Genomic DNA, 24076 nt, shown 5'->3' with positions numbered 1-24076 from the left:
TCACCCCCTGGAGAATGATGGCACATTGCAGTCGCGGGACAACAGGTCCGCGACGGTCTCACGCCGGATCAGCTGGCGGCATCGGCCGTCGGCGACAGCGACCAGCGGGGGACGGCCGACCATGTTGTAGTTCGACGCCATGCTGTGGTGGTAGGCGCCGGTGCAGGCCACGGCCAGCAGGTCGCCGGGGTGAATGTCGGCGGGCAGCTCCACGTCGCGGGCGATGACGTCACCGGCCTCGCAGTGTCGGCCCACCACGGTCACCGTCGTGCTCGGCTCTGCGGTGTGCCGATTGGCCAGGGTGACAGTGTATTTCGCGCCGTAGAGGGCCACCCGCGGGTTGTCGCTCACGCCACCGTCGACGGCCACGAATGTGCGACCACCCGGCTGGGACTTGACCGCGACCACCCGGTAGAGGGTCACCCCGGCGCGTGCGCTGATGGCTCGGCCGGGTTCGATGGTCAGCGCGGGCCGAGGGAAACCGGCTGCCACACAGGAGGATTCGATGCTCTGCTCGACGACGTCACGGAACCGCGCGAGGTCGAGTTCCTGGTCGCTTGCGACATAGGGCACCGCGTGACCGCCGCCGATGTTGAGCTCGGGAAGCGTGACGCCGAACCGGGCCCGGATGTCGGCCATCAGGGCGACCATCCGTGTGATCGCCCGGCCGTACAGTTCGGGGTCGGCGACCTGGGACCCGATGTGGCAGTGCAGGCCGGCCAGCGACAGGCACGGTTGGCGCAGGATGCGCGCGGCGGCGTCGAGGGCCTGGTCGCCACCGATGGTGAAGCCGAACTTCTGGTCGTCGACGCCGGTGGTGACCGCAGGGTGGCCGCCGATGTCGACGCCGGGGATCACCCGCAGCAGCACCGATTGGCGCCGACGTACCTGGCCGGCCAGGAAGGCGATCTCGAGCGGAGAGTCCACGACCACCCGGCCCACCCCCGCGGCGGTTGCGTCGCGGAGTTCATCAGGAGTTTTGGCGTTGCCGTGCAGGATGATTCGATCCGGATCCACACCGGCGGCCAGTGCGGTGGCCAGTTCACCGCCCGAACACACGTCGAGTCCGAGGCCCTCCTGCTCGATCCAGCGGGCGACGGCGGCGGTCAGCAGCGCCTTACCTGCGTAGGCGATTGACACACCGGGCAAGGCGGCGCGGTAGCGGCGGATGCGGCCGCGGAAGTCCCCTTCGTCCAGGACATAGGTGGGGGTGCGGAACTTGTCGGCGACCTCGGTCAGTGGCACCCCGCCGATGCAGGCCTGACCGAGGTCGTCTATGTGGGTGCTCGACGGCCATACCCGGCGGTCGAGGCCGGGGTGGCCGAGCGAGGGCAGCAATTCCGAAAGCGTCATGTCTCAATCGATACGCCCACACCCGCCTGGGGTGGGAATTCTTGACGGCGCCTTGACGCCGATGAGCCCAATCTTGATGGCTCAGGAAAAGACGATCACCGCGGTCACCGACGCTGCGAACACGACGGCCGGTCCGGCCATCCCGGCGACGAATCCCATTCCGAAGCGTCGTCCGCCTGCGGTGAAGGCCAGCACGATCTTCACCAGCAGATTGGATCCGAGCGCTGCGGCGATCGCGACGAGCGCGGTGTCGACCGTGATATCTCCTTTGGCCGCGAGACTCGCCGCCGCGACGGATCCGGCGTGCGCGTCAGCTAGCCCGGCGGCAAAGGCGGCCAGCACGGCGCCCTGTGGTCCGAATACGTCAGCGCCCCAACGCCCGATGAGCAGGGCGAGGGTCAGAACTGCGGCCAGCACGAGCGCGGGCCGAAGAGCGAAAGGCCGGGCGGTCGAGGGGGATTTGGCGTCCGGCTCCGGCTCGGTCTGCTGATGGTGATCCGCGGCGCGACCGCGGTATACCGCCACAGCGACGACGATCAGGACCGCGGCTGCCGCGATGACGGGCGGCCACAGCCGGCGCAGCACATCGAGGTCGACCACGCCGATGACGAGAAGAAGCTGAAGAAATGTCGCCTCGCTGGCGAGTAGCGCACCGGCAAGCGGGGCGCGAACGTTGTGGGCGGTGTGGCTGGCACGCCCCATCGACGCCGTCGTTGCGCTCGCGGAGACGAACCCACCGGCCAAACCGGTCACCAGCAGACCGCGCTGGGGGCCGAGCGCACGAACGCCGACATAACCGACCCAGCCGATACCGGTGAGCAAGACGACAAGCAACCACACCTTGGACGGATTCAGGACACCGTACGGTCCGAGTTGTCGATCAGGCAGCAGCGGCAGGATCACGAAGGCGACCACGAAGAACTTGATCGCGTCTTCGAGTTCGACCTCGCTGACGATCTCACGGGCGAACCGATGGATACGGGCCTTCGACACCAACAACAGCGTCACGATCACGGCCAGGGCCACGGCAAGTGCCGGCCGCGTATACGCCAGCGCTCCGAGCAGGTATGCGACGAGACCGGCTATCTCGGTGGTGGTCCCAGGATCCTCCTGGCTCGTACGGAGGTAAGCCAGTGCCAAAAGCGCACTGACGCCGACCATTCCGGCCACGACGGTCCACATGTTGAAGCTCGCTGCGACGGCGCCGACGAGGGACAGCAGCGCGAACGAACGCGACCCGGCCGCCAGCTTGCGGCTGTGGCTGCGCTCGCGCTCGAAACCCAGTAACAGCCCAATGGCCAAGGCCACCACGAAGAGCTGCAGTTCCGAGAAGTTCAACGCGACGTGCCCGCGCCGACAGCAAGCATCGCGGACCGGACAGGGTCCGCGGTGTCAGACGTCACTGCACTGGTACCGGCGGCGCAGAGCCAACCACGTCTGCGATCTGACTGTCCGCAATGTTCCGGGGCCGCTCTAGATCTTCGCCACCCCACCCTGCGTACCCTAATGCCACGGCCAGGGCGGTGTATACCGCTGCTTCTGACCACATGGAGCCGACGCCCCAACGCCGTCCGAGGAAGATCGGCTCGCTGATGATCCCGCGGGTGGTCGCCACGGCATACGCTGCGTGGGCGTAGCCCAGGGCGGCGAACGATCCCGAAAAGAATTTGCACACTTCGCGGTTCATGTCCAGGTCCTTTCCTGAAGCGGTATCACTGTGCGGCCGGGTGTAGCCGCTCACGGATCAGCGGAAATTCGGTATGGACGTGCTTGTCCATCGCCGTAGCGAATGCCGGTGAGAAGTACAGCTTCAACAGCGGGTCCAGCAGGCGCCCGGGTCCGGTCCATCCAGCAGTGATCGTGTGACAGACATCGACACCATCGGCGCGATCGGTGACCTCGATCGTCAACCAAGCCGGCAAGCGGATGGCCTTCTTCATTTGCCACACCAGTTTTCGTCCTCGGTCAGCTTCGATCACCACCGCTGTCATGCGCAGGCGACGCTCGCCGATGAACTCGTCCATGAAGACCGCGTCGCCGACGTGGGCGGCGTTACCCGAATTGAGGGGGTGCAGATGCAGGTGCACGCCGGGCCACCACTTCTGGTAACCCTCATCGGTGCAGTCGGACAGAAAGTCGGTGACCTCCGTTGCAGTCAAACCCGGCACGGTTACGTGGGATCGTATTGTCAACACGTTGACCTCCTGCAAGCGCCGCGATCCCGTAACGCTATTGCCGTCGCGCTGATCCCGTCAGGGACCAACGTCATCGAGTTTGTGGTATCTGGTCTGCTTCTTGCTTCAAGTCACGGGTCCGCGATCTGAACAGGCTGGGCCACGTCATCTTCTTTGAGTACTGAAAGAAACTGCTTTCGGCGGGTGGGGCAGGGCGCCGCGTGGCACTCTCGCTGAGTGGCCATGCCGGACGTCGCACCCGCGATTCTGGTCATCGAGGATGACCGGGCACTCAACGCGATGCTGGCTGCGCTTCTCACCGAGGAGGGGTATCGCGTCGATGCCGCGTACGACGGACAGCAAGGCCTGCACCGCGGTCTGTCCGGTCGCTACGACGCCCTCATCGTCGATCGCGGATTGCCGGTGATGGACGGCTCGGACCTGATCGCGTTGCTCAGGTCGAAAGGTATTGCGACCCCGGCCCTCATCTTGACGGCCCGCGGGGCGGTCGACGACCGCGTGGAAGGTCTCGACGCGGGCGCGCAGGACTATCTGGTCAAACCGTTCGAGGTGCCCGAATTGCTGGCGCGGGTGCGGGCGCTGCTGCGCCGCCTCGACAACGCCGCGGCTGTGATCACGGCCGGTGGCTTGCGCCTGGATCGGGTGACCCGACGGGTGACAGGTAGGACACCGGACGACGAAGAGGTCGAGTTGTCCGAACGGGAAGCGTCGTTGTTGGCGACGTTGATGGCAGCCCCCAGACGCGTGTTCAGCCGAGCGCAGCTACTGGACGTGGTCTTCGAGGGCGCCGAATCCGGCGGTGCGGTGGATCTCTATGTCCACTATCTGCGACGGAAACTCGGCAGGCAGGTGATCCGCACCGTGCACGGCTCCGGCTACCGATTCGGGCTCGAATGACTCCCGCCGGTGATTTGGCGGTGGTCAAGCGGGCGGGCCGCATCGCCGCGATCCAGGCCTCGGCTGCTCTTGCTGCCGTGCTCCTGGTCGTCGGCGGGGTGGTGTTCGCCGTCTACGTGCGTGCACAGAACCGCCAGATCGACGCTGAGTTGCAGACATTGGCGATGTCGGCCGACGACGCCAATGACCCGCCTCCGGATATGGAACTCGCGATGCGCGGGCGCAGCGGTGACATCTCGACCAGCGATGGCGGCCAACCGGGTGTGCCGCTGCTGTCGGGGCCGACCGGGTTTGGCGACCTTCGCACCGATGGGCGGCACTACCGGACGCTAGTCGTCGATCGAGCCGAGGGCCGAGTGGTGGCGATGACGGACCTGGCGCCTTACGGTGCCGGTCGAAATAGACTGCTGATGTCAGTGGCATTCGCCGAACTGGCCGGCATTCTGGCCTCGATCGCGGTGGTCACGTTGTTGACTCGACGCTCGGTGCGTCCGCTGGCTCAGGCGCTGGCACTGCAGAGGCGGTTCGTCGCCGACGCCTCGCACGAGCTCAGAGCTCCGTTGACGGTGTTGCACACGCGAGCGCAGATGCTGGCCCAGCGAGCGGGCAAGGCCGAACCCCAAGTGATTCGGGCGGATGCCGAAGCATTGGTCGCTGATACTCGGGCACTGAGCGATATCGTCGATGACCTTCTTGCGTCGGCGACGATGACGGCGGGCGACTCGCCACGCGATCGGGTCGACCTGGCGTCGGTGGCAGCCGACGTGTACCACAGCCTGGCCCCGTATGCGGCCGCACTCGGGGTGAGTCTTCATTTGGAAGAGTCAAGTGGGACAGAGAGTTTCGATGTCGTCGGCTCGAGGGCTGCGCTGCGGCGTGCGCTGACGGCATTGGTGGACAATGCCCTCGGGCACGAACACCCCGGAGGGGTGGTCGACGTTCGCCTGAGTCGCCGGGGCTCGATGGTCAGGGCCGAGGTCGCCGACGACGGCGTCGGCATCGACGCCGGCACCATGGCCACGCTGTTCACCCGTTTTGCGCACGGTACCGAGCACACCACCCGAACAGGCCGGCCGTCCTACGGCATCGGGCTGGCGCTGGTACGCGAGATTGCCCATGCACACGGCGGGGATGTCGAGGTCGAGTCGGCGCCTGGCCAGGGGGCGACGTTCGCCCTGAGTCTGCCTGCCGCTCAGAGTGATTGATCAGATCAGTGCGCGTCAATGGAGAGTCGATCGCCGTCGTGGCGCGACAAGACGAGCGCTCGCTCAGGTGTTTACCAGCGCCGGCCGAATGTCGCGCCGGTGAGATTCTTCGAAGATTCAAAAAATCGGGTGTGAGCATCTCGTCATGGACTCACCTGGTTCTGGGCTACGCCGCGCGGCGGTGGCGTCATGGGTGTTGACGGGCATCGGTGTAGCCGGAGTCGCGGCCGCGTCGACATTGGCGTATGCGGATACGCTCAAACCTGCCGCGGAACCCCCGACCGAGTCGGCGACCCAGCCCACTGACGACCCCGCTGTGTCGCTGACACCAGCTGTCGACGTGCCGGTCGTTCCCACGGCGGTCGAGCCTCCGCCCCCGGTGTCGCAGGCACCAGCGCCGGTGACGTCTGCGCCACGCGTCCCCAAGCCCATTCCCGTGCAAAGCGCCGAGCCCGACACGCCTGTCGTGGCCGTACGCAAGCCGCCGGCACCGGCTCCGACTACCAAGGCGGCGCCACCGACGACCCGCCGGATCAACACGCCGACGACCGTGCAGTCGCCGAAGTACTCACCTCCGCACATCACGGTTTCCCGCGGATCATGATCACCGCTGACGATTTGACCGCCGAGCACGGCCGGTCGACGGCCGAAGACCGTTGGCGGCGTTGGACCATGGACATGCAGATCATCGTCACCCGACCCGAGGCGCTGGCCACTGCGCGCCGGGAGACCGACGCTGAACTCGATGCCGTCGACAGCGCCGCCTCGCGGTTCAATCCGGACTCCGAGATCAACGCCCTGGCACAGTCTGGCCGGCCTAGGGAAGTCAGTGAGTTGCTTGCCGAACTGCTCGCGGCGGCGTTGTGGGCGGCCGATCAGACCGACGGTGACGTCGACCCGACGATCGGGGCCAGGCTCATCGAGCTCGGTTACGATCACGCCTTTGCCGCAACGGATTGGTCTGTGCCGCTGACGATGTCGGTCGCCCAGCCCGCCGACTGGTCGATGGTCCAACTTGCCGGGCGAGTCGCCGGCGTACCCCGCGGGGTGGTTCTCGACCTCGGCTCGACGGCCAAGGCCGTGGCCGCCGACCGCTGTGCGGCACGGACGTATCGCGCTACCGGTGCCGGAGTGCTGGTGAACCTCGGCGGTGACATCGCCACTGCGGGAGAAGCTCCCGAAGGAGGTTGGCAGGTACTGGTCTGCGACGGCGACAACGAACCGGCGACGGCGGTCGCGCTGCCGTCGGGAATGGCTCTGGCCACATCGAGCACCCTGCGGCGCCGGTGGCAACGCGGGCAGCAGGTGATGCACCACATCATCGATCCGCGGTCGTGCCGGTCAGCCGATCCGGTGTGGCGCACGGTCAGCGTGGCGGCCGATAGTTGTCTGTCCGCCAACACGGTCAGCACCGCCGCCATCGTTCGGGGATGGCGTGCCGTGGAATGGATTCGGGCGCAGGAGTTTCCAGCCCGACTGGTGGACAGCGACGGGATTGTGCACACCCTCGGTGGATGGCCGCCCGAGAGCGCTGGCGGGTGGCGATGACGAGCGAGACACTGTGGGCCCTCGGCCGTGGCTGTGGGACCACCGCGTTGGGATTCCTGACACTCTCACTGGCCCTTGGCATCATCACCCGGTCCGGTCGCCGGTTGCCGACGCTACCGAGGTTCGCCGTTGCCGAAGTGCACCGATTTGCCGCGTTGGCCGGAACCCTCTTGGTAGCACTACATGTGGGCCTGTTGTTCGCAGATCCCTATGCGCAGCTATATCTCATCGATTTCGTCGTGCCCCTCCTCGGCCACTATCGGCCGCTGTGGCAGGGGCTGGGCACCCTGGCCTGCGACCTTCTCATCGTCGTGGTGGTCAGCAGCATGTTCCGGCTCCGACTGGGCGTGCGTGCCTTCCGGGTAGTGCACTGGACGTCGTATGCGTTGTGGCCGATCGCGCTGGCACATGCATTTGGCAACGGAACCGACACCGGCCACGTCTGGTTTCTGATCTTCGCCGGATGCTGCGTGGTAGTGGCGGGGGGAGCCCTGGTGTGGCGCCTGCGCACCGAATTCGCCGAGTATGCCCGCGCGCGAAACTCCGTGGGCGCATGACAACTCAACGCCTGTTTGCCGCCGCTGGGCCAGGAATCGATCAGCATCGAGAACGGTTCGGCGACCTGCCGGCATTGTCCCGCGACGAACTCGCCCTGCACCTGACCGAGGCCGGGCTCACCGGCCGGGGCGGCGCCGGCTTCCCGACTGGGCGCAAGATCGATTCGCTCGGCGACCGGCCACCGGTGGTGATCGGCAACGGTGCCGAAGGAGAACCACTCAGCGCCAAGGACGTGACGCTGCTGGCCCGTGCCCCGCAGTTGGTGCTGGACGGCCTGACCCTCACCGCCAATGCCGTTGCGGCGGAATCGGTCTATCTGTACGCCCCGTCCGTCGCCTCTGCTGGCTTGCAGTATGCGCTCCGCGAGCGAGAGCGATCGTCAGCGAGTCGATCCCGAATCACTCTTGTCGAGGCGCCCGACGTCTTCGTCGCCGGTGAGGAATCGGCGGTGGTCCGCCGCATCGGCGGCGGCCCGGCCCTGCCGCGAGACCGAACGGAGCTCACCACGAAATCCGGTGTGCGAGGACGGCCGACGTTGGTCAGCAACGTGGAAACCTTCGCCCACATCGCCCTCATTGCTCGGTACGGCCCGAAGTGGTTCCGCGCTGTGGGCGACGCGGCCCAGCCGGGCACCATGCTCGCGACCGTGTCGGGATCAGTCATGCCGACCACAGTTCTCGAGGTTCCAACCGGAATTACGTTGTGCGATCTGATCGCTCGGACTGATCCTGACACCGTGAATCGGCTCCAGGCAGTGCTCGTGGGCGGCTATCACGGCAGCTGGATCCCCGTCGGCGCGATCAAACAGGCTCGCCTCTGCTCAGACAGCCTCGGCGCATCAGGCGTAACCCCGGGGGCGGGTGTCATCCACGTCTTAGGGCAGGACGAATGCGGCTTGGCCCGCACCGCTGAAATCACTTCGTACCTCGCCGATCAGAGTGCGGGGCAGTGTGGACCGTGCCGGTACGGCCTGCCGCGGCTGTCGAGGCTGCTCGACCAGCTCGCCTTCAGCGAGGTCGACGACGGTCTCCTCGACGAGATCCATCGAATGGTGGGTTTGGTCGATGGCCGCGGATCGTGCCGCCACCCGGACGGCACGGCACGATTCGTTCGTTCCGCCCTCGCCGTCTTCGACAGCGACATCGCCGAGCATCGTCGCGGGTGCTGCCAAGCAGTGCCCGCCGCGTGCGGGGGAGAACCCCGGTGACCGCCAAGCCGGCGCGAGCACTGCGGCTGCACATCGATTGGACACGGTGCGACGGCCGTGGCTTGTGCAGCGAACTCCTGCCACAGCTGCTGAGTCGTGACGACTGGGGATATCCGCTGGCCCGGGACAATTCGCGAGAACCATCGGTACCCGGGCGGATGGCGAAGCACGCGCGTCGCGCGGTCGCCCGGTGCCCACGGTTGGCGCTGACTCTGATCGACGACGACCAAATCGGAACGGCGATCTATACCGAATCTTCACAGAACGACTAGGACGACCCTATCGAGCCCGACCACGCTGGGCTTGAACGAATGGGAAGACCTGACGAAAGGGATGCGCTGTGAAGAAGCGAACGACCGTGGTCGTCGGGATGGCGACGCTAGGTGTGCTGGCCGTTCTGGCCGCCATCGCCGCGTGTAGTGGTCCGGCGACCAGGGAAGCGACATCGGTAGCGTCGCCCACCACGCAAAGTTCACCCACGACGCCTGCGAGCACCCACAACCAGGCCGATATCATGTTCGCCCACATGATGATTCCGCACCATCAGCAGGCAATTCAGATGAGTGACATGATTTTTGCCAAGCAGGGGATCGATCCGCGGGTGATTGAGCTGGCCAAGGAGATCAAGGCGGCTCAGGGACCGGAGATCGACATGATGCAGGGTTGGTTGGATCAGTGGGGCGCGCCCAACATGCCCGGGATGAACGGCGGCATGCACGGCTCGATGATGCCGGGCATGCCCGACATGGATGACATGCCGGGCATGGCGGGAATGATGTCGCCGGCCGATATGGAAGCGCTGCAGAACGCCCAGGGTGTCGCGGCCAGCAAGCTGTTTCTGACCCAGATGATCGAACACCACCGGGGTGCGATCACGATGGCGCAGAACGAGACCCAAGAACGGTCAATCCGCCGATGAGGTGGCTCTGGCCCAGTCCATCGCCACCAGCCAGCAGAAGCAGATCGACACGATGAACCAGATTCTGGGCACCCTGTAGACGGCTCAGGCGTCGACGCGGTCGCTGTCGGGTGCTGCCACCGGCGGCAGCACCGGCAGCGCCACAGTGAAGACGCAGCCATGACCGAGTCCGCCACTCGTCACGGTGATGTGGCCACCGTGGGCTTCGGTGAGAGCTCGTACGATCGCCAGTCCGATGCCCGAACCTCCTCGCTGGCGGTCGCGTGCGTAGTCGGCGCGGTAGAACCGATCGAAGACGTGCGGTAGATGCTCGGCGGCGATGCCGTCACCGTCGTCGGCGACACTGAACACCACGTCGTCCGCGACCCCGGTGACGGTGACCGTGACGTGTCCACCAGATGCTGTGTGGCGCAGTGCGTTGTCGAGCAGATTGCCCAACACCTGCGCCAGTCGCTGGCGGTCTGCGCAGAGTCGGATCGCGTCGCGGGCGTGAAGGCTCAAGGCGACGTTCTTGGCCGCATAGCTGTCGGACGCTGCGGCGACGACGGATCTGGCGATCTCGCCGGCTTCGAGCCAGGCCGGGGCAATGCTGGCGTGCGCCTCCTCGGCCTGAGCCAGGGCGGCGGCGTCGGCCGAGAATCGGACCAATCGCCCGGTCTGCTCGCGCAGCATCGCGATCGTGGGCTCGTCCAGGGTCCGCACGCCGTCCTCCACGGCTTCCAGGTATGCCTCCAGCACCGAGACCGGTGTGCGGATCTCGTGGGCCAGATCGCCGAACAACTGGCGCCGGGTTGACTCCACTGCCTGTAGGCGCTCTGCCATCTTGTTGAAAGCTGTTGCCATGTCGTCGAACTCGCGGCCGAGTCGAGGAGGGGCAACCCGAATGTCGTAATGCCCCTCGGCGACTGCCGACGCGGCGTCGGATACCTCGGCGATCGAGCGTTGCAGTCGCCTGCTCAGATAGATGGTGACGATCAGGGCCGTGACAGCCGCCACGGTGATGGCGACCAGGATCGACAGCGCGGTGGCGTTTTGGTAGGCCTGCTCTGCGTGATACTGCTCGTTGGAGCCATGAGCCACGCCGGCCATGTTCAGATGCTTGCGGAACAACGGCGGCCCGACGACGGATGCTACGACCCACGTCGTCACGCCGCCGGCTACGAGAACAACGCTCTGTGCGAGCAAGAGCCGCCGGCGCATCCCGAATCCGCTGAGCCCGGTCACTGTCCGCTTCCCATCCGGTAGCCCACACCCCGCACGGTCAGCACGAACTTCGGTTCTGCGGGGTTGTCACCGAGTTTGCGCCGGACGTGCCCGACGTGGACGTCGACGAGATGATCGTTGCCCACCCACGGTTCACCCCAGACGGCGTCGATCAGTTGGCGACGGCTCCACACCACACCGGGCCGCGACGACAACGCCGCCAGGATGTCGAACTCGGTGCGGGTCAACGAGATCGGCGCGGCGTCGAGGAACACCTGCCGACTCGGCACATCGATCGACAGTGACCCGAACACCCGCGGCGGCAATTCATCATCCGGTGGTCGGCCGGCGGGAGCGACGGGTGCGTGCACCGAGCGAGGTCGCCGCAGCATGGCGCGGATCCGGGCGACCAACTCGCGCGGACTGAACGGTTTGGTCACGTAATCGTCGGCACCGACCGAGAGTCCGACGATGGTATCCACCTCGGTGTCGCGGGCGGTCAGCATCACCACGTACGCGTCTGAGAAGGTCCGCAGCTGCCGGCACACCTCCAAGCCGTCGATGCCCGGTAGTCCGAGGTCGAGCACCACCACATCGGGATCGACCTGCCGCGCCACGTCCAAGGCGTCGGCACCGGACAAGCACACCGTCACCTCGAAGTGCTCGCGCTCCAGGTAACTGGCGACCACGTCGGCCAGCGGTTTCTCGTCGTCGACCACCAAGGCGCGATACCCCAGGTCAGCCCCGTGCGGAGCCGTCTGCGATCTGAGATCCATGCCTTTATGGTGCCGTGCCGCGGCGCCGCTTCACGCGCTTGAGCCAATCTTTACCGAACCAACACCGAAACCCCGTCCGGTCACGCGCAGAGTGGTACCGGAAACCCCTGGCGTCGAGAGGAGGGAAGGTCCCATGATGTTCTGGTCCGTCCACGACATGAGCGGATGGGGCTACGCGGGTATGGCTGTCGGAATGGTGTTGTTCTGGATTCTCGTCATCGTCGGAATCGTTGCGCTGGTGCGCTTTTCCACCGGTTCCGCGCAGGCGTACCAAGCTCCGCGATATCCGGCGTACCCCGAATCGCCCGAACAACTCCTGGCTGCCCGATTCGCCCGCGGCGAGATCGACGATGCCGAGTATCAACAGCGTTTGGCGACCCTGCGCGGGACGATGTCCGGCTGATCAGGATTCCGTCGTCGCGGTGATCGCGGCGAGCATGTCGGCGATATCGGCCTCGGCTCGGGACTTGTCGAACCCGAGGCGGTGCAGGGTGCCTTCGTCGTTCTCGGCTTCGGCCAGCGCCAACAACATGTGCTCGGTGCCGATGTAGTTGTGGCCCAACCGAAGTGCCTCGCGAAAGGTGAGTTCCAGCGCTTTACGGGCCTGCGCGTCGAATGGGATCAGGGCGGGCATTTCGCCGGCGGGTGCAGGCAAGGTGATCGCGTCGCGCACCGTCTCGGGGGTGATCTGCTGGGCGCGCAGCAGGGGAGTCGCCAGCGCGGCCGGATCGGTGAGCAGGCCGAGCAGCAGATGGTCGACGGTGATCTCGGCGTTGCCGGCTTTGTGCGCGGCGTTCTGGGCGGCGACGACGGCGCCGCGGGCGCGCGGGGTGAAGCGGGCGAAGCCCTGGGCGGGGTCGAGATCGTTGGCGTCCAGGTTGGTCAGCTTGGGCACGAAGCGCTTCTGCGCGGCCTGTTTGGTGACGCCCATGCTCTTGCCGATGTCGGTCCAGGAGGCGCCCGAGCGGCGAGCCTGGTCGACGAAATGGCCGATCAGGTGATCGGCGAGGTCGCCGAGCGCTTCCGCGGTGAGCACGGCGTCGGCCAGCTGTTCGAGGGCGTCGGTGTGCACGCGCTTGATGGCGTCGATCAGGTCGTCGAGGCGAACGGGGTAGGCGATGCGAGCCGGTTCTTCCATGCGTCAACCGTAAGTTGACGATGGGGATTCGTCAACCGTGGGTTGACGGTGTAGCCCGCGGGCGGGCGGGTACCCGCGCGCTATGCCAACAAGCGTCACACGCAACATCAGCGCATCGCGGAGTCGGGTCTGGGAGGTTCTGGCCGACGGCTGGACCTATTCGCAGTGGGTGGTCGGTAACAGCCGCATGCGGGCGGTCGACTCCGACTGGCCCGCGCCGGGGACGCGCATCCTGCATTCCATCGGGGTGTGGCCGGCTGTCATCGATGACGAAACGGTCGTGCTCAGCTGTCGACCGCAGGAGGAACTGGTGCTGCTGGCCCGGCTGGGCCCCGCGGGAGCGGCACGGATCACGCTGCGGCTCAGCGATATCGAGGGCGGTTGCTGCCTCGAGATGTCTGAAGTGGCCGTCGAGGGGCCGATGCGATTCGTGCCCGATCGGGTGCAACTGACCAGCTTCTGGCCGCGCAATCGCGAGTGCACCTGGCGATTGGCAAACCTCGCCGAGAGCCGCGAGCCTGCCGAGTTCACCTGACGTGCGCGGGCGATTGCGCCGGCGGGCAGACACAAACTCACATGCAGCGCGCTTACCGATTCCGCCACCGGCATCGCGGCAGGCTCAATAAACTCGCGGCCATGGCAGGCCCGCGCAAATCCGAAGAGCGGCCCGACCTGAGCAGGATCGACAACCGGGCGCCGTCGGTGCCGCGGATGTTCCTGGATCGCGTCGCGGCCACACCCACCAGCGAAGCATTTCGCTATCCCGACAACGACGGCTGGACGAGCGTCACCTGGCAGCAGGTCGGCGATCGCGTCGAACTGATCGCTGCCGGGCTGATCGCCCTGGGCATCAACCCCGAGGACCGGGTCGCGCTGGCATCGGGCACTCGCTACGAGTGGGTGGTGGTCGACTTCGGCATCCTGGCGGCCGGCGCGGCCACCACAACGGTCTATCCCAGCACCAACGCCGAGGACACCGCGTTCATCGTCGCCAACTCCGGCAGCCGGATTGTGGTGGCGGAGAACCAGTCTCAGGTCGACAAACTGGTCGCCAACCGGGATCAGCTGCCCGCCGTCGAGAAGGTGGTGATGATCGACGGCAACAGCGAAGACGACTGGGTGATCACCCTCGAGGATCTCGAGCAACTCGGCAAGCAGCTGCTGGCCGACAACCCCACGGCCGTGACCGATCGCATCGAGGCGATCCCAGCCACCCAGCTGGCCACGCTGATCTACACCTCCGGCACCACCGGCAAGCCCAAAGGTGTGCGTCTGCACCACGAGGCGTGGACCTACACGGCGGCCGCGCTGGAATCGCTGCACGTGCTGTCCGACCGAGACCTCAACTACCTGTGGCTGCCGCTGGCGCACTCGTTCGGCAAGGTGATGCTGGCCATGCCGCTGGTGATGGGCTTCCCGACGGTCATCGACGGCCGGGTCGACAAGATCGTCGAGAACCTGGCCATCATCAAGCCGACGTTCATGGGTGCGGTACCGCGCATCTTCGAAAAGGTGCACGGCCGGATCACCGAGACCATGGCCGAAGAGGGCGGCGTCAAGAAGAAGCTGTTCGACTGGGCCGTCGACGTGGGCCTGCAGGTGTCGCGCGCCAAGCAGGCCGGCCATCGGGTCGGGCCGCTGCTGGCGATACAGCAACAGCTGGCCGACCGGCTGGTGTTCTCCACCATCCGCCAGCGCTTCGGCGGGCGGCTGCGATTCTTCATCTCCGGGTCGGCGGCGCTGGATCGTGACATCGCGCAATGGTTCGATGCTGTCGGCGTCCCCGTCCTCGAGGGGTACGGCCTGACGGAGACGTCCGCGGCGTCGTCGTTGAACCGTGCCGATGCCTACCGGTTCGGCACGGTCGGCTGGACACTGCCGTACACCGACGTGAAGATCGCCGACGACGGTGAGGTGCTGCTCAAGGGGCCGGGCGTGATGAGCGGCTACCACGACCTGCCCGAGGCCACCGACGAGGCAATCGACGACGACGGGTGGTTCCACACCGGAGACATCGGTGAGCTTGACGCTGAGGGGTACTTGCGGATCACCGATCGCAAGAAGGACATGTTCAAGACCTCGCAGGGCAAATATGTTGCGCCCTCGGCGATCTCGGCGTCGTTCAAGGGGTTGTGCCCGTTCGCCAGTGAAATCATCATCTACGGCGAGGGCAAGCCGTACTGTGTGGCGCTGGTCAGCCTGGATGGGGACGCGATCCGAGAATGGGCCGACAGAAACGGCATGGAGGGCAAGTCGTTCACCGAGGTCGCTCGCGACGAGAAGACCAGGGAGATGGTCGAGGGGTATGTGGAGACCCTCAACAAGCATCTCAACCGCTGGGAGCAGGTCAAACGCTTCGCCATCATCGATCGTGAATTGACCGTCGAGGCAGGCGATTTGACGCCGAGTCTCAAGCTCAAGCGCAAAGCGGTCGTGGACAACTTCCACGACGACATCGACGAGCTGTACGGGTAGCCGTGCGGCGGCGCGGCGCCCTGATCGCGGCGGCGGTTGTCGCGCTGTCGTTTCCAGTGCCTGCACATGCCGACGATCCCGTGCCCCAGGCCGGCGCACTGTGCCCGCAGACGTTCGCGAACGTCATGACGCAGCTGCCGGGCGGACGGGACTTCCTGGTGTGCCAGCCCGTCCCGGACCGGGCCGGCAACTGGGCTTCGGTCGACGCCCCGTTCGACCCCAGCAGTCGATGGCTGAGCTACGGGCCGGAGATCACGTTGCACGGTCAGGGATTCCGCAACCCGAACCTGCGTTCGGGATCGTGGACGGCCAGCCCGCTGGATCCGGTCACCGTGTGCGGTGCCGATCAGGTCACTGTGGTGAGCGCGGGAGTGCTTGCACCCCTTGTGCATTCGCAGGGGCAGCCGGGTCAGCCAGTGCAACTGGAGGTGCTGCCCAAACTGTTCACGATCACGCTCAGCGGCAACTGCCTGTGGTCCGAGGATCAGGGCGGGTAGGGTCTGCGCATGTTTCGCCTGACGGTCCAGGACGTGTTTGTCATCAAGGGTCGCGGTCTCGTCGCCACGGGTCGTGTCGAACTCGGCGAGGTTCGGGTCGGCGACGAGGTGCGCGTCAACGGCGCCCGTGCCGCCCAGGTCGCGGCCGTCGAACAATTCCGCAAGAAGGTGGACGAGGCGGTGGTCGGCGACAACGTCGGGCTGCTGTTCTCCGACCTCGATCGCAGCGATATCTCACCGGGCGATGTGCTGACGTCGGGTGGCGTCGAGCCGGCATCCGGCGGTGTCGAGGTCACTCTCTGACGAACGTCCAAGTGGTCCCCAGGGGCGGGGGGCCGGTGGCCCAAGGGGGTGGCCACCTTCGCGTAACCCACCCCTGGAGACCCGCTTGTGACGGTCAGGTTTCGGCTGATTCTGTACCGGACCCCGACCGGTCGGCTGTGTTCGCAGCTTCGTCAAAATGTACGACAATCCGCGCCCGCGGGAAGCCGACTTCGCAAGAAAAATTGACGAATCAGTAAGGCAAGCTCTACCAGGTCACCGGCAGTGCGACCAGGCCGTGCGACAGGGAATGGAAGCCGGCGGTCATCGTCGAGGGATCGGCACACAACCGCATGGTCGGGAACCGGGGGATCAGCTGGGAGTAGACGGTCTTGAGTTCCAGCCGGGCCAGCGCCGCCCCGACGCAGTAGTGCAGGCCGTAGCCGAAACCGACGTGGGCTGTGCCGGTGCGCGCGAGGTCGAGCCGGTCGGGGTCGGCGAAGAACTCAGGGTCGTGATTGGCGGCACCGGGATCGAGCAGGACGAGATCGCCTTCCCGGATCGTCACACCGTCGGCGTCGATATCGGCTCGTGCGTATCGGGGGACACCGACGCCACCGACCATGCCGGCACGCAGGATTTCCTCGACGGCCTTGGGGATGAGATCGGCGTCGGCCAGCAGTGCCTGCCATTGGTCGGGGTTGGTGAGCAGCAGCAGCGAGCCCACCCAGATCTGGGTGACGGTTGTTTCATGCCCGGCGAAGAGCAACTGCATTGCGAGGGTGGCGATTTCGAAATCGGAGAGGTCGGGTTCGTCGCACAGCCGGGAGATGACGTCGTCGTCGGGATGCGCGCGTTTGGCGGTCACCAGTTCCATGCCGTAGCCGAGGAGGGATTCGAGTCCCTTCAGCGAGACGTCGTCATCGGGTGAGAAGGCGGCGTCATCGACCCACAGCCGGAAGCGATCTCGGTCGGCATAGGGCACGCCGAGTAGATCGCAGATCACCAGAATGGGAAGCGGCTGAGCCAGGCCGGTCAACAGGTCCGCGGGTGATCCATGGCGTTCCATGTCGTCGAGCAGCGCGGTGCACAGGCCCTCGACCTTGGGGTGCAGGGTGCGCATGTGTCGCGGCCCGAAATGCGGTAGCAGCAGCCGGCGCATGCGGGCGTGGTCGGTGGGCTCGGAGTCGAAGTCGCCGATCGGGCCGCCGAACAATGCCGACGTCCGGCTGCGCGGCGCGTTGGCAGGATCGCGGTGGGTGCGACCCAGCCGTTCGTCGTCCATCAGCCGCCGCACCAATGTGTAGCCGGTGACTAGCCAGGCCTCGTCGCCGACAGCGGTGAGGATCTTGTGGATCGGCCCGGTGCCCTGCAGTGCGCGCAGTTGGTCGGGGGAGCGCAGGGGATGGCTCTGGCGAAACGGCAGCTGCGCGGTGGCGGTCATGGTTGGCAGCGTACGACTGCCTCGGGCCGCGCGGGAGATTTTTTAAGACTATTGGTCTTGTTTGCGTGGGCTTTAGTATCGAGCGGTGGTTCACCTGGATCGTCGCGACCTGAGCGCGCTTATCGGATTGTGCGCCGCGTCCGCTGTGACCGCAGTGTGCTTGCCTGTCGTCGCGTCCGCCGACACCGCGTCCTGGAATGGTGAGTACGCGATCACGTTCATCGTCGGTCCGAAAGCCGGAACGAGCATGGCGGCCGGCCAGCCCGAGCAACAACACACCGAAACGTATGGGTTCCAGTCGAGTTGTACGAACGCAAAGTGCACCGCCACGATCACCAGCGGTCCGCCACCCAGCAACCCGACGGTTCCGCAGCCCGTCGTGTTCACCTGGGATGGATCGTCGTGGACCCAAGCCAGCGATTTCCAGTGGCAGTGCATGATGCCCGACGAGACGATCCAGTGGAATCCAGCGCACGCCGAGGTGCATTACACACCTCAAGCTGACGGGACCCTTTCCGGCACAATGCATACCGAGATCTACAGCGGGGCGTGCCAGGGCACTGTCGATATGAACATGGCTGCCGAACGGGCCTAGGTTCACGCCGGAAATGACCAATCGTGCGAGAGATGCCTGGCGGCAACGGCAAACTGTCTGTCGCGCACTCTGAAAGCCGAACGATAAACATGTTCATTCCGTCAGTCTCTTGCTAATTTCCATGCCGAGGTACGCGCGCCGACCTGGGAGGCTTCGGGATGACCGAGTTGGACCGCGACGCAATCGTGGACACCGCACTCGAACTCTTCATCAGCGGGGGATACGCCTCGACAACCCTGGCCGACATCGCGGCAGCGAGCGGTGTCGATCTTGATACGTTGGCCGCCGAGTTTCCGGACAACGACTCCTTTATCGTTGCCGTGGTCGACGACATGTTCGCCGCTGTCTTCGAGGAGCTCGCCACCGCCGCGGCCGCCGAGGACCTCGTGGAGGCGCTGCGGGACGCGCATCAGATTGTCCTGAGTCGCACCGTCGCCGGAGAAGGGCCGGTGCCCTTGTTCAGGATGCAGCAGATGGGCATCGTTGCGATGAAGTATCCCGATGTGGCACAGATGATTTCGGATCGGCGCAAGAAGATGCTGCCTCGAGCTCTCGCTGAACACCGCGGCGTTGGTGTCGACGACCCCGAGATCACCCGCGCCGTGACGGTGTGGTCGGCAGTGGTGACCGCCACCTATGCGGCCGGCATCAACGACAAGATCGACGACACCCCGCAGGTCGACCTGATCGATACCGATCGCATGGGCGGCCGGCTGGACCGCACCTTTACCCAGGTCACCGGAAAAGGTACGACCGACGGGCGTTGACCGTGGCCCGCGACAGGTGTTCGGTAAGACGGGGGCGGGGACACAACAAGCGGCTCGGAGGGCAGGAGCATGACGAATTGCGATACGGCCATCTGTGTGGACAGTTTCCCGGGTAGTGACCCGACGGGTACCACTCCCTCGGATACCGCGGTGGCGGCGGCGATCGCTCAACTCGGAACCGATTCGGGCGTCATCGAATTCGGTGTCGGCACCTATCGGCTCGACGGTTCGGCTGTGCTCGCCCACCCGGGGCAGTACTTCAAGTTCCCCGGCCTGGGTGTCACCAGCATCGATTTCCGCGGTACTGGTCCAGCCCTCAAGGTCTGGGACTCTACGGTTTCCACCGGGGGAACCACCGCCCCCGGTCGCGGTGGGGGCGTCCTCGGTGGCGTCACCATCTTGGGTGTCAACAACACCAACGACGATGCGATCGGCCTGCAGCTCGGCGATCTCGTCGCCCCGGTGGTCGAGGACGTCCGCATTTCCGGCTTCACCACCGAGGGTTGTATTGGTTTCCTCGGCCAGAACCGCTACTCGTGGTGCGAGTACGGGAGGCTGCGGATTCAGGGAGACAACAACACCACCAACTTCGTGCTTGAGGCTCACCCCGATCACCCGCTCCCGTACGGGACCACGTCGTGGTCCTACAACATGCTCGACTGGGGGTTCAGCGCGGAGGCCGATCAGAACGGCGTCATCGTGCGCAATCATGTTGCCGCCGTGGGCTGTACGTGGGCGATGAAGTTCAATTGCAATCCTGGGGCCACGAACTCCGGGGTGGCGTTCACGTTCGGCAGCGATGGCGACGACTACGTCCATATCGAGGCCGGGATGGATTGGTCGGGCGAGACCACCAACGCCGGCGCGGTCGGGCATGTGGACATGAACTGGCACGGCGGGGGCAATCTGCGTGGCGTTGGATCCCTGATCTTCAACGACTTCTCGGCCCCGTTCGTCGCCGGAAACATCGCGCCGGACAGTTACAAAGTCGTCTTCGCCGGACGCGTCGACAGCCCCAGCTTCGGACACTATGCCCGCAACGAAATCGGATTCGTGACCATCGGCGATCCGGGACGCTTCGGAGTGCGGGGCGACAGCGCGAATTACGTTCGGACTGAAGAGAACCCATGGGGAGATCCGGTGATCCGGGCCAAGGGGCCCGGTGTCCCGGGCAGCGGTCACGGCACCAGCGTCGGTATCGCCATGGTGTCGCAGTTCGACCCAGGCGACACGCGCAGGTCGCTGATCACGATCGACGGCGTCAACGTGGTCGCAACTCTCGACTCGATGGTCACCCATACCTTGCTCGGCAAGAGCACCCCTGTCGACGCCGACGAGCTCGCCATCGCGGACAGCGCCGCGTCGTGGACGTTGAAGAAACTCACGTGGGCGAACGTGAAGGCCGCATTGGCAACGTTGTTCGTCGGCAAGCACACCGGCAACGACCTGTCCCAGGAGTGGACGGTGTCGGCGGGCGCATCATCGGTCAACCTCACCAACCGCGCGATCCCGGCCGGTGCCGTCGGGGTGCGGGTGACGATGATTCCCGGCGGGTTCGGCGGTGGTTCGGGTCGCCGCGGTGCCGCCGGTACCGTCCGCTGTGGAGGCGGCGGTGGTGGAGCCTTCGGGGTGATCCGTGACTTTTTCATCCCGGTCGGGTCCAACACCACCTGGGGGTTGGCCGTGTCGGCTCCCTGCCTCGGCGGAGCGGCCGTCACCACCGACAACACCGACGGGAACGACGCGAGCAGCCCCGGCTTCACCTACTTCCAGATGGGCAGTCAGCGGTACAGCGCCATGTCGTCGACGGTCACGCTCCCCGGCAAGGGCGGCACCGCAACCTCAGGCGCCGGCGGCAACTGGGCAGCCGCGCCGACCGCCCCGGCAAGCGCCAGTGGTGCGAGCGCGTCCACATCCGGCGGTGCCGGCGGCAACGGGACCGGCGTCGGATGGATCGATATCTGCGGGGGCGCCGGGGCCGGCGGCGGAATCACGGCCGCCAACGTCGCGGCCAACGGCGGCAGCGGCGGCGAAGCACGGATGTCGCAACCCGGTACCTCCCCGGCAGGTGGGGTCGTCGACAGCACGCTCCCGGCCGCGGGTTCGGGTGCGGTCCCGGGGCTGACCGGCCCCGGTGCGGGTGGCGGCGCTGCGTCGATCACCACCGCTGCCCAGGCCGGTGCGGACGGCATCAGCTACGGCGCACCCGGTGGCGGCGGGGGAGCAAGCCTGAATGGCAACAACTCTGGTCGAGGCGGCAATGGCGGCCCCGCCTATGCCCGCATCGATTGGGTGTACGGCTGACGTCTGCCGAGGTCCTCAACCGAACCTGACCGCCGAGCTACGTGCTTCTGAGGCTCTGACCTGCGTAAACTCTGGTGCGCGATACTGGGATTGAACCAGTGACCTCTTCCGTGTCAGGGAAGCGCTCTCCCGCTGAGCTAATCGCGCGGGGTAAAACTTGGAGGTGGAGACGGGAATCGAACCCGTGTGCACGGCTTTGCAGGCCGTTGCCTCACCACTCGGCCACTCCACCGTTGGGTCTGATGCCGCTTGCACCTTCGAGCGGATGACGGGATTCGAACCCGCGACCCTCACCTTGGCAAGGTGATGCGCTACCAACTGCGCTACATCCGCACGCCTCGAACGAGATCGTCGCCCGCTGCGAAGGACGACAATAGTCGACGCAACCGAAGCCACACAAATCCCCACTGTTCACGCGTGGCGCCTTGGCGCATTCCGGCCCGATGGCCTTGTCGTGCTAGTGTTCACGTTCGGTCCGCCACCCGGTCTCGTAGCTCAGTGGGAGAGCGTCCGCCTCACACGCGGAAGGTCGCTGGTTCGATACCAGCCGGGACCACCACCAATCGCCCGGTATGAAGGCCCGTGTAGGCCGCCCGGCGATAGACCTCGAAACCTCCTTCCCACCGCAGTGACGTCCGTCGAGTCTTCGTCCTCAAATCCGGGGACTTGCGGCACTGGTAGCTGGAATGGCCGCCGAGCAATGTCGATCACACGCGGTAGTTCTCTCTCTCGAGCTGGTGATCACATGACCACGGACTCCCTTGACCACCTCACCTTGTGCGCCGCCCTCGAACTGGCCAACCGCGCGCCGTCGATCTACAACAGCCAGCCCTGGCAGTGGCGCGTCGGGCCGCACAGCATGAGTCTCTACGCCAGCACCGATGGCGGACTGCCACGCACGGACACCCGAGATCGCGACACGATGGTGAGTTGTGGGGCCACCCTGCATCACGCCGCCGTCGCGCTCGCCGCACTAGGTTGGCGCACGTTCATTCGCCGGTTTCCGGATTCGGCTGAGCCCGAGCACCTCGCTTTTCTGCAGACCAACAGCGGAGCACCCGATGGCGTCGACGTCGCGCTGGCCGCCGCTATCCCGCGGCGGCGAACCGATCCGCGTCACTACAGCTCGTGGCCGGTCGCCATGGCGGACATCGTGTTGATGAGTGCCCGTGCGGCTCGGCTCGGTGTGACGCTGCGGCGCGTCGAATGCAGCGACGCGTTCACCGCTCTGATTGCCCAAGCGATCAACGCCCATGCAGGCGATCAGGGCTACACCCTCGAGATGAGGAACTGGACTGGCCGCTACGAGGCAGCCGATGTCGTTGCCGACGGCCACGGCAGCATATTGGCGCTGGGTACTGCCTCCGATGATGTGGGCGCTGCGCTGCGGGCCGGGGAGGCTACCAGCGCAGTGATGCTGACCGCCACCGCGCAGGGTCTGGCCTCGTGTGACGTATCAGAAGTTCTCGAAGTGGATGACACGCGAGCGGCGTTGCGCACCAGTACATTCGACGGTGAACGTTTTCCCCAGGCCGTGCTGCGGGTGGGCTGGCCGCCGCTGAACGCTGAGCCGTTGCCCGCAACCCCTCGGCGCCCCTTGGGCGAGGGGGTGCGATGGCTGGATGGATCGGTATTCGTCGTCTGACACGGCTCGAGCACAACGGGAGGGGAGTGTCGTTGGTCCCGCTGGCCGATGACCAATGGACTCGGCCCCGATGGCGAGGGCACCCTGGAAGCAAGGTCGGAATGCCGCAGTCGGGTGACCAACGACTCTGCGGCATCGTGGCCGTCGCACCATACCGTCGGTGATGTCAACGGGTCGCAACGGGTGGGAGACGATAATGGCCAGGGCCGCAACGCATCATGGTGTCGTCGTCGGTGTCGACGGATCGCCCGCTTCGCAGGTTGCGGTTGGTTGGGCGGCGCGCGAAGCGGCCATGCGCCGTCTGCCGCTGAGGCTGGTGTACGTGCTTCCGCCGCCGATGGTGGTGGCCCCCGGTGTGGCATTGCCGACGGGATTTGAAATGTGGCAGGAAGCCGCGTGTCGTGACGCACTCGACGCCGCGGTGGCGCGGGCTCATGAGGTGGCCGACCCGATCGACGTCACCAGTGAGATCGCCACGGGCGTGCCAATTTCCACGCTGGCGGACTTGTCGAAAGATGCTCAGATGATGGTGGTGGGGGCTCGTGGCCGGTCGCGATTCAGGACGATGCTGGGATCGGTCGCGTCCGGGTTGACCCATCATGGGCACTGTCCGGTCGCGATTCTGCACGAGGACAACGTCTTTCCCGATAGCACCACGGCGCCGGTGGTCGTCGGCATCGACGGCTCGTCGTTCTCCGAATCGGCCACCGAACTCGCCTTTGATGAGGCTTCCCGACGTGGTGTGGAACTGGTCGCGGTTCACGCGTGCACAGACTGGGACGGATGGGATCATCCTGACGTCCACTGGTCGGATGTGGAGATCTGGGGCGAGGAGGTGCTCGCCGAGCGACTGGCCGGGTGGCAGGAGCGGTATCCGGACGTCCACGTGCGACGCGTGGTGGTTGCCCATCGCGCAGCCGACCAACTGCTGAAAGAATCCGAACATGCTCAGCTCGTGGTGGTCGGCAGCCACGGTCGTGGAGGCTTTGCCGGCATGCTGCTCGGTTCGGTCGGTGCCGCCGTTGTGCAGCGGGCGCGGGTACCGGTGCTCGTCGTGCGCAAATCTGAATGACGCGGCTGGTATCGGGC

General features: G+C 65.9%; 24 protein-coding genes, 4 tRNA genes and 1 pseudogene. 19 read left to right on the top strand and 10 right to left on the bottom strand.

Annotated features, from left to right (window positions below):
* The 3 genes from lysA to EV580_RS02785 form a co-directional block, all read right to left on the bottom strand.
* The gene (gene lysA, locus EV580_RS02800) at positions 1-1353 is read right to left on the bottom strand and encodes a diaminopimelate decarboxylase (protein WP_133689614.1); all 1353 of its coding nucleotides are present in this window, start codon (positions 1351-1353) and stop codon (positions 1-3) included.
* A gap of 81 nt (positions 1354-1434) precedes the next feature.
* On the bottom strand, positions 1435-2691 hold the full coding sequence (locus EV580_RS02795) for an MgtC/SapB family protein (RefSeq protein WP_133689613.1): 1257 nt from the start codon (positions 2689-2691) through the stop codon (positions 1435-1437).
* A 374-nt stretch (positions 2692-3065) separates the two neighbouring features.
* Positions 3066-3512 (bottom strand): hypothetical protein, encoded by a 447-nt coding sequence (locus tag EV580_RS02785; protein ID WP_133689611.1) that lies wholly within the window; start codon positions 3510-3512, stop codon positions 3066-3068.
* A 258-nt stretch (positions 3513-3770) separates the two neighbouring features.
* Between EV580_RS02785 and EV580_RS02780 the strand changes: the two genes are divergently transcribed.
* From EV580_RS02780 to EV580_RS02745, 8 genes and pseudogenes are all read left to right on the top strand, one after another.
* Positions 3771-4445: a response regulator transcription factor gene (locus EV580_RS02780; RefSeq protein ID WP_133691001.1), complete on the top strand. Its 675-nt coding sequence runs from the start codon at positions 3771-3773 to the stop codon at positions 4443-4445.
* Positions 4442-5650, top strand: a complete 1209-nt coding sequence (locus tag EV580_RS02775) for a sensor histidine kinase (protein ID WP_221220457.1) — start codon at positions 4442-4444, stop codon at positions 5648-5650. Before EV580_RS02780 ends, EV580_RS02775 begins: the two co-directional genes overlap by 4 nt.
* Before the next feature lie 145 nt (positions 5651-5795).
* Positions 5796-6254 (top strand): hypothetical protein, encoded by a 459-nt coding sequence (locus EV580_RS02770; RefSeq protein WP_133689610.1) that lies wholly within the window; start codon positions 5796-5798, stop codon positions 6252-6254.
* A complete protein-coding gene (locus EV580_RS02765; protein ID WP_255525466.1) occupies positions 6251-7198 on the top strand; it encodes an FAD:protein FMN transferase in 948 nt (315 codons plus the stop codon). Before EV580_RS02770 ends, EV580_RS02765 begins: the two co-directional genes overlap by 4 nt.
* The gene (locus tag EV580_RS02760; protein WP_255525467.1) at positions 7165-7755 is read left to right on the top strand and encodes a ferric reductase-like transmembrane domain-containing protein; all 591 of its coding nucleotides are present in this window, start codon (positions 7165-7167) and stop codon (positions 7753-7755) included. Before EV580_RS02765 ends, EV580_RS02760 begins: the two co-directional genes overlap by 34 nt.
* Positions 7752-8963, top strand: a complete 1212-nt coding sequence (locus EV580_RS02755; protein ID WP_133689609.1) for an NADH-ubiquinone oxidoreductase-F iron-sulfur binding region domain-containing protein — start codon at positions 7752-7754, stop codon at positions 8961-8963. Before EV580_RS02760 ends, EV580_RS02755 begins: the two co-directional genes overlap by 4 nt.
* Entirely contained in the window at positions 8960-9235 is a 276-nt protein-coding gene (locus EV580_RS02750) for a ferredoxin (RefSeq protein ID WP_133689608.1), read from the top strand. The genes EV580_RS02755 and EV580_RS02750 overlap by 4 nt, the downstream gene beginning before the upstream one ends.
* 98 nt (positions 9236-9333) lie before the next feature.
* Positions 9334-9961, top strand: a pseudogene (locus tag EV580_RS02745) (DUF305 domain-containing protein).
* A gap of 5 nt (positions 9962-9966) precedes the next feature.
* Here EV580_RS02745 and EV580_RS02740 read toward each other — a convergent pair.
* Both EV580_RS02740 and EV580_RS02735 read right to left on the bottom strand, forming a co-directional pair.
* A complete protein-coding gene (locus EV580_RS02740) occupies positions 9967-11082 on the bottom strand; it encodes a sensor histidine kinase (RefSeq protein WP_133690997.1) in 1116 nt (371 codons plus the stop codon).
* A 20-nt stretch (positions 11083-11102) separates the two neighbouring features.
* Positions 11103-11861 carry a response regulator gene (locus EV580_RS02735; RefSeq protein WP_133689607.1) on the bottom strand — a complete coding sequence of 253 codons (759 nt, stop codon included), beginning with the start codon at positions 11859-11861 and terminating at the stop codon, positions 11103-11105.
* 133 nt (positions 11862-11994) lie between these two features.
* Here EV580_RS02735 and EV580_RS02730 point away from each other — a divergent pair, with 133 nt between their 5' ends.
* Positions 11995-12264 carry an SHOCT domain-containing protein gene (locus EV580_RS02730; protein ID WP_133689606.1) on the top strand — a complete coding sequence of 90 codons (270 nt, stop codon included), beginning with the start codon at positions 11995-11997 and terminating at the stop codon, positions 12262-12264.
* Here the strand turns inward: EV580_RS02730 and EV580_RS02725 are convergent, their stop codons facing one another.
* The gene (locus EV580_RS02725; RefSeq protein ID WP_133689605.1) at positions 12265-12999 is read right to left on the bottom strand and encodes a Clp protease N-terminal domain-containing protein; all 735 of its coding nucleotides are present in this window, start codon (positions 12997-12999) and stop codon (positions 12265-12267) included.
* Between the two features lie 82 nt (positions 13000-13081).
* On the opposite strand from EV580_RS02725, the gene EV580_RS02720 reads away from it, so the two are divergent.
* The 4 genes from EV580_RS02720 to EV580_RS02705 all read left to right on the top strand — a co-directional run bounded on the left by EV580_RS02720 (position 13082) and on the right by EV580_RS02705 (position 16274).
* Positions 13082-13534, top strand: coding sequence for an SRPBCC family protein (locus EV580_RS02720; protein WP_133689604.1), 453 nt, complete (start codon positions 13082-13084; stop codon positions 13532-13534).
* A 101-nt stretch (positions 13535-13635) separates the two neighbouring features.
* Positions 13636-15474 (top strand): AMP-dependent synthetase/ligase, encoded by a 1839-nt coding sequence (locus tag EV580_RS02715; protein ID WP_133689603.1) that lies wholly within the window; start codon positions 13636-13638, stop codon positions 15472-15474.
* Positions 15475-15476: 2 nt separating this feature from the next.
* Positions 15477-15971 (top strand): hypothetical protein, encoded by a 495-nt coding sequence (locus EV580_RS02710; RefSeq protein ID WP_133689602.1) that lies wholly within the window; start codon positions 15477-15479, stop codon positions 15969-15971.
* A 9-nt stretch (positions 15972-15980) separates the two neighbouring features.
* Entirely contained in the window at positions 15981-16274 is a 294-nt protein-coding gene (locus EV580_RS02705; protein WP_133689601.1) for an EF-Tu/IF-2/RF-3 family GTPase, read from the top strand.
* A gap of 226 nt (positions 16275-16500) precedes the next feature.
* Here EV580_RS02705 and EV580_RS02700 read toward each other — a convergent pair whose 3' ends face one another.
* Positions 16501-17676: a cytochrome P450 gene (locus tag EV580_RS02700; protein WP_133689600.1), complete on the bottom strand. Its 1176-nt coding sequence runs from the start codon at positions 17674-17676 to the stop codon at positions 16501-16503.
* An 85-nt stretch (positions 17677-17761) separates the two neighbouring features.
* Here EV580_RS02700 and EV580_RS02695 point away from each other — a divergent pair, with 85 nt between their 5' ends.
* The 3 genes from EV580_RS02695 (at position 17762) to EV580_RS02685 (ending at position 21342) form a co-directional block, all read left to right on the top strand.
* Positions 17762-18271: an Rv2253 family sensor-like surface protein gene (locus EV580_RS02695; protein ID WP_133689599.1), complete on the top strand. Its 510-nt coding sequence runs from the start codon at positions 17762-17764 to the stop codon at positions 18269-18271.
* A 158-nt stretch (positions 18272-18429) separates the two neighbouring features.
* A complete protein-coding gene (locus EV580_RS02690) occupies positions 18430-19038 on the top strand; it encodes a TetR/AcrR family transcriptional regulator (RefSeq protein ID WP_133689598.1) in 609 nt (202 codons plus the stop codon).
* Positions 19039-19107: 69 nt separating this feature from the next.
* Complete coding sequence (locus tag EV580_RS02685) at positions 19108-21342, top strand: hypothetical protein (protein ID WP_133689597.1); 2235 nt, start codon at positions 19108-19110, stop codon at positions 21340-21342.
* A gap of 72 nt (positions 21343-21414) precedes the next feature.
* Here the strand turns inward: EV580_RS02685 and EV580_RS02680 are convergent.
* From EV580_RS02680 to EV580_RS02670, 3 genes are all read right to left on the bottom strand, one after another.
* Positions 21415-21489: transfer RNA gene (locus EV580_RS02680), tRNA-Val, on the bottom strand.
* An 11-nt stretch (positions 21490-21500) separates the two neighbouring features.
* A tRNA-Cys gene (locus EV580_RS02675) sits at positions 21501-21574 on the bottom strand.
* A gap of 28 nt (positions 21575-21602) precedes the next feature.
* Positions 21603-21675: transfer RNA gene (locus tag EV580_RS02670), tRNA-Gly, on the bottom strand.
* A 151-nt stretch (positions 21676-21826) separates the two neighbouring features.
* Between EV580_RS02670 and EV580_RS02665 the strand changes: the two genes are divergently transcribed.
* From EV580_RS02665 to EV580_RS02655, 3 genes are all read left to right on the top strand, one after another.
* A tRNA-Val gene (locus EV580_RS02665) sits at positions 21827-21901 on the top strand.
* A 186-nt stretch (positions 21902-22087) separates the two neighbouring features.
* Positions 22088-22987: a nitroreductase family protein gene (locus tag EV580_RS02660; RefSeq protein WP_133689596.1), complete on the top strand. Its 900-nt coding sequence runs from the start codon at positions 22088-22090 to the stop codon at positions 22985-22987.
* 196 nt (positions 22988-23183) lie between these two features.
* Entirely contained in the window at positions 23184-24059 is an 876-nt protein-coding gene (locus tag EV580_RS02655; protein ID WP_133689595.1) for a universal stress protein, read from the top strand.
* The last annotated feature ends 17 nt before the right edge of the window (positions 24060-24076 follow it).

It is taken from the genome of Mycobacterium sp. BK086, assembly GCA_004362315.1.
Taxonomy (GTDB): Bacteria; Actinomycetota; Actinomycetes; order Mycobacteriales; family Mycobacteriaceae; genus Mycobacterium.
This window is presented reverse-complemented; position numbering and strand designations above follow the sequence as displayed.

Bases quoted from the DNA above. Each gene is read 5' to 3' on its own strand.
- EV580_RS02720 (WP_133689604.1), top strand. From the start codon at position 13,082: ATGCCAACAAGCGTCACACGCAACATCAGCGCATCGCGGAGTCGGGTC.
- EV580_RS02705 (WP_133689601.1), top strand. From the start codon at position 15,981: ATGTTTCGCCTGACGGTCCAGGACGTGTTTGTCATCAAGGGTCGCGGT.
- EV580_RS02685 (WP_133689597.1), top strand. From the start codon at position 19,108: ATGACGAATTGCGATACGGCCATCTGTGTGGACAGTTTCCCGGGTAGT.
- EV580_RS02725 (WP_133689605.1), bottom strand. From the start codon at position 12,999: ATGGAAGAACCGGCTCGCATCGCCTACCCCGTTCGCCTCGACGACCTG.
- EV580_RS02755 (WP_133689609.1), top strand. From the start codon at position 7,752: ATGACAACTCAACGCCTGTTTGCCGCCGCTGGGCCAGGAATCGATCAG.
- EV580_RS02660 (WP_133689596.1), top strand. From the start codon at position 22,088: ATGACCACGGACTCCCTTGACCACCTCACCTTGTGCGCCGCCCTCGAA.
- EV580_RS02760 (WP_255525467.1), top strand. From the start codon at position 7,165: ATGGCCGCCCGAGAGCGCTGGCGGGTGGCGATGACGAGCGAGACACTG.
- EV580_RS02765 (WP_255525466.1), top strand. From the start codon at position 6,251: ATGATCACCGCTGACGATTTGACCGCCGAGCACGGCCGGTCGACGGCC.
- EV580_RS02655 (WP_133689595.1), top strand. From the start codon at position 23,184: ATGGCCAGGGCCGCAACGCATCATGGTGTCGTCGTCGGTGTCGACGGA.
- EV580_RS02715 (WP_133689603.1), top strand. From the start codon at position 13,636: ATGGCAGGCCCGCGCAAATCCGAAGAGCGGCCCGACCTGAGCAGGATC.
- EV580_RS02730 (WP_133689606.1), top strand. From the start codon at position 11,995: ATGATGTTCTGGTCCGTCCACGACATGAGCGGATGGGGCTACGCGGGT.
- EV580_RS02740 (WP_133690997.1), bottom strand. From the start codon at position 11,082: ATGCGCCGGCGGCTCTTGCTCGCACAGAGCGTTGTTCTCGTAGCCGGC.
- EV580_RS02770 (WP_133689610.1), top strand. From the start codon at position 5,796: ATGGACTCACCTGGTTCTGGGCTACGCCGCGCGGCGGTGGCGTCATGG.
- EV580_RS02700 (WP_133689600.1), bottom strand. From the start codon at position 17,676: ATGACCGCCACCGCGCAGCTGCCGTTTCGCCAGAGCCATCCCCTGCGC.
- EV580_RS02690 (WP_133689598.1), top strand. From the start codon at position 18,430: ATGACCGAGTTGGACCGCGACGCAATCGTGGACACCGCACTCGAACTC.
- EV580_RS02735 (WP_133689607.1), bottom strand. From the start codon at position 11,861: ATGGATCTCAGATCGCAGACGGCTCCGCACGGGGCTGACCTGGGGTAT.
- EV580_RS02780 (WP_133691001.1), top strand. From the start codon at position 3,771: ATGCCGGACGTCGCACCCGCGATTCTGGTCATCGAGGATGACCGGGCA.
- EV580_RS02775 (WP_221220457.1), top strand. From the start codon at position 4,442: ATGACTCCCGCCGGTGATTTGGCGGTGGTCAAGCGGGCGGGCCGCATC.
- lysA (WP_133689614.1), bottom strand. From the start codon at position 1,353: ATGACGCTTTCGGAATTGCTGCCCTCGCTCGGCCACCCCGGCCTCGAC.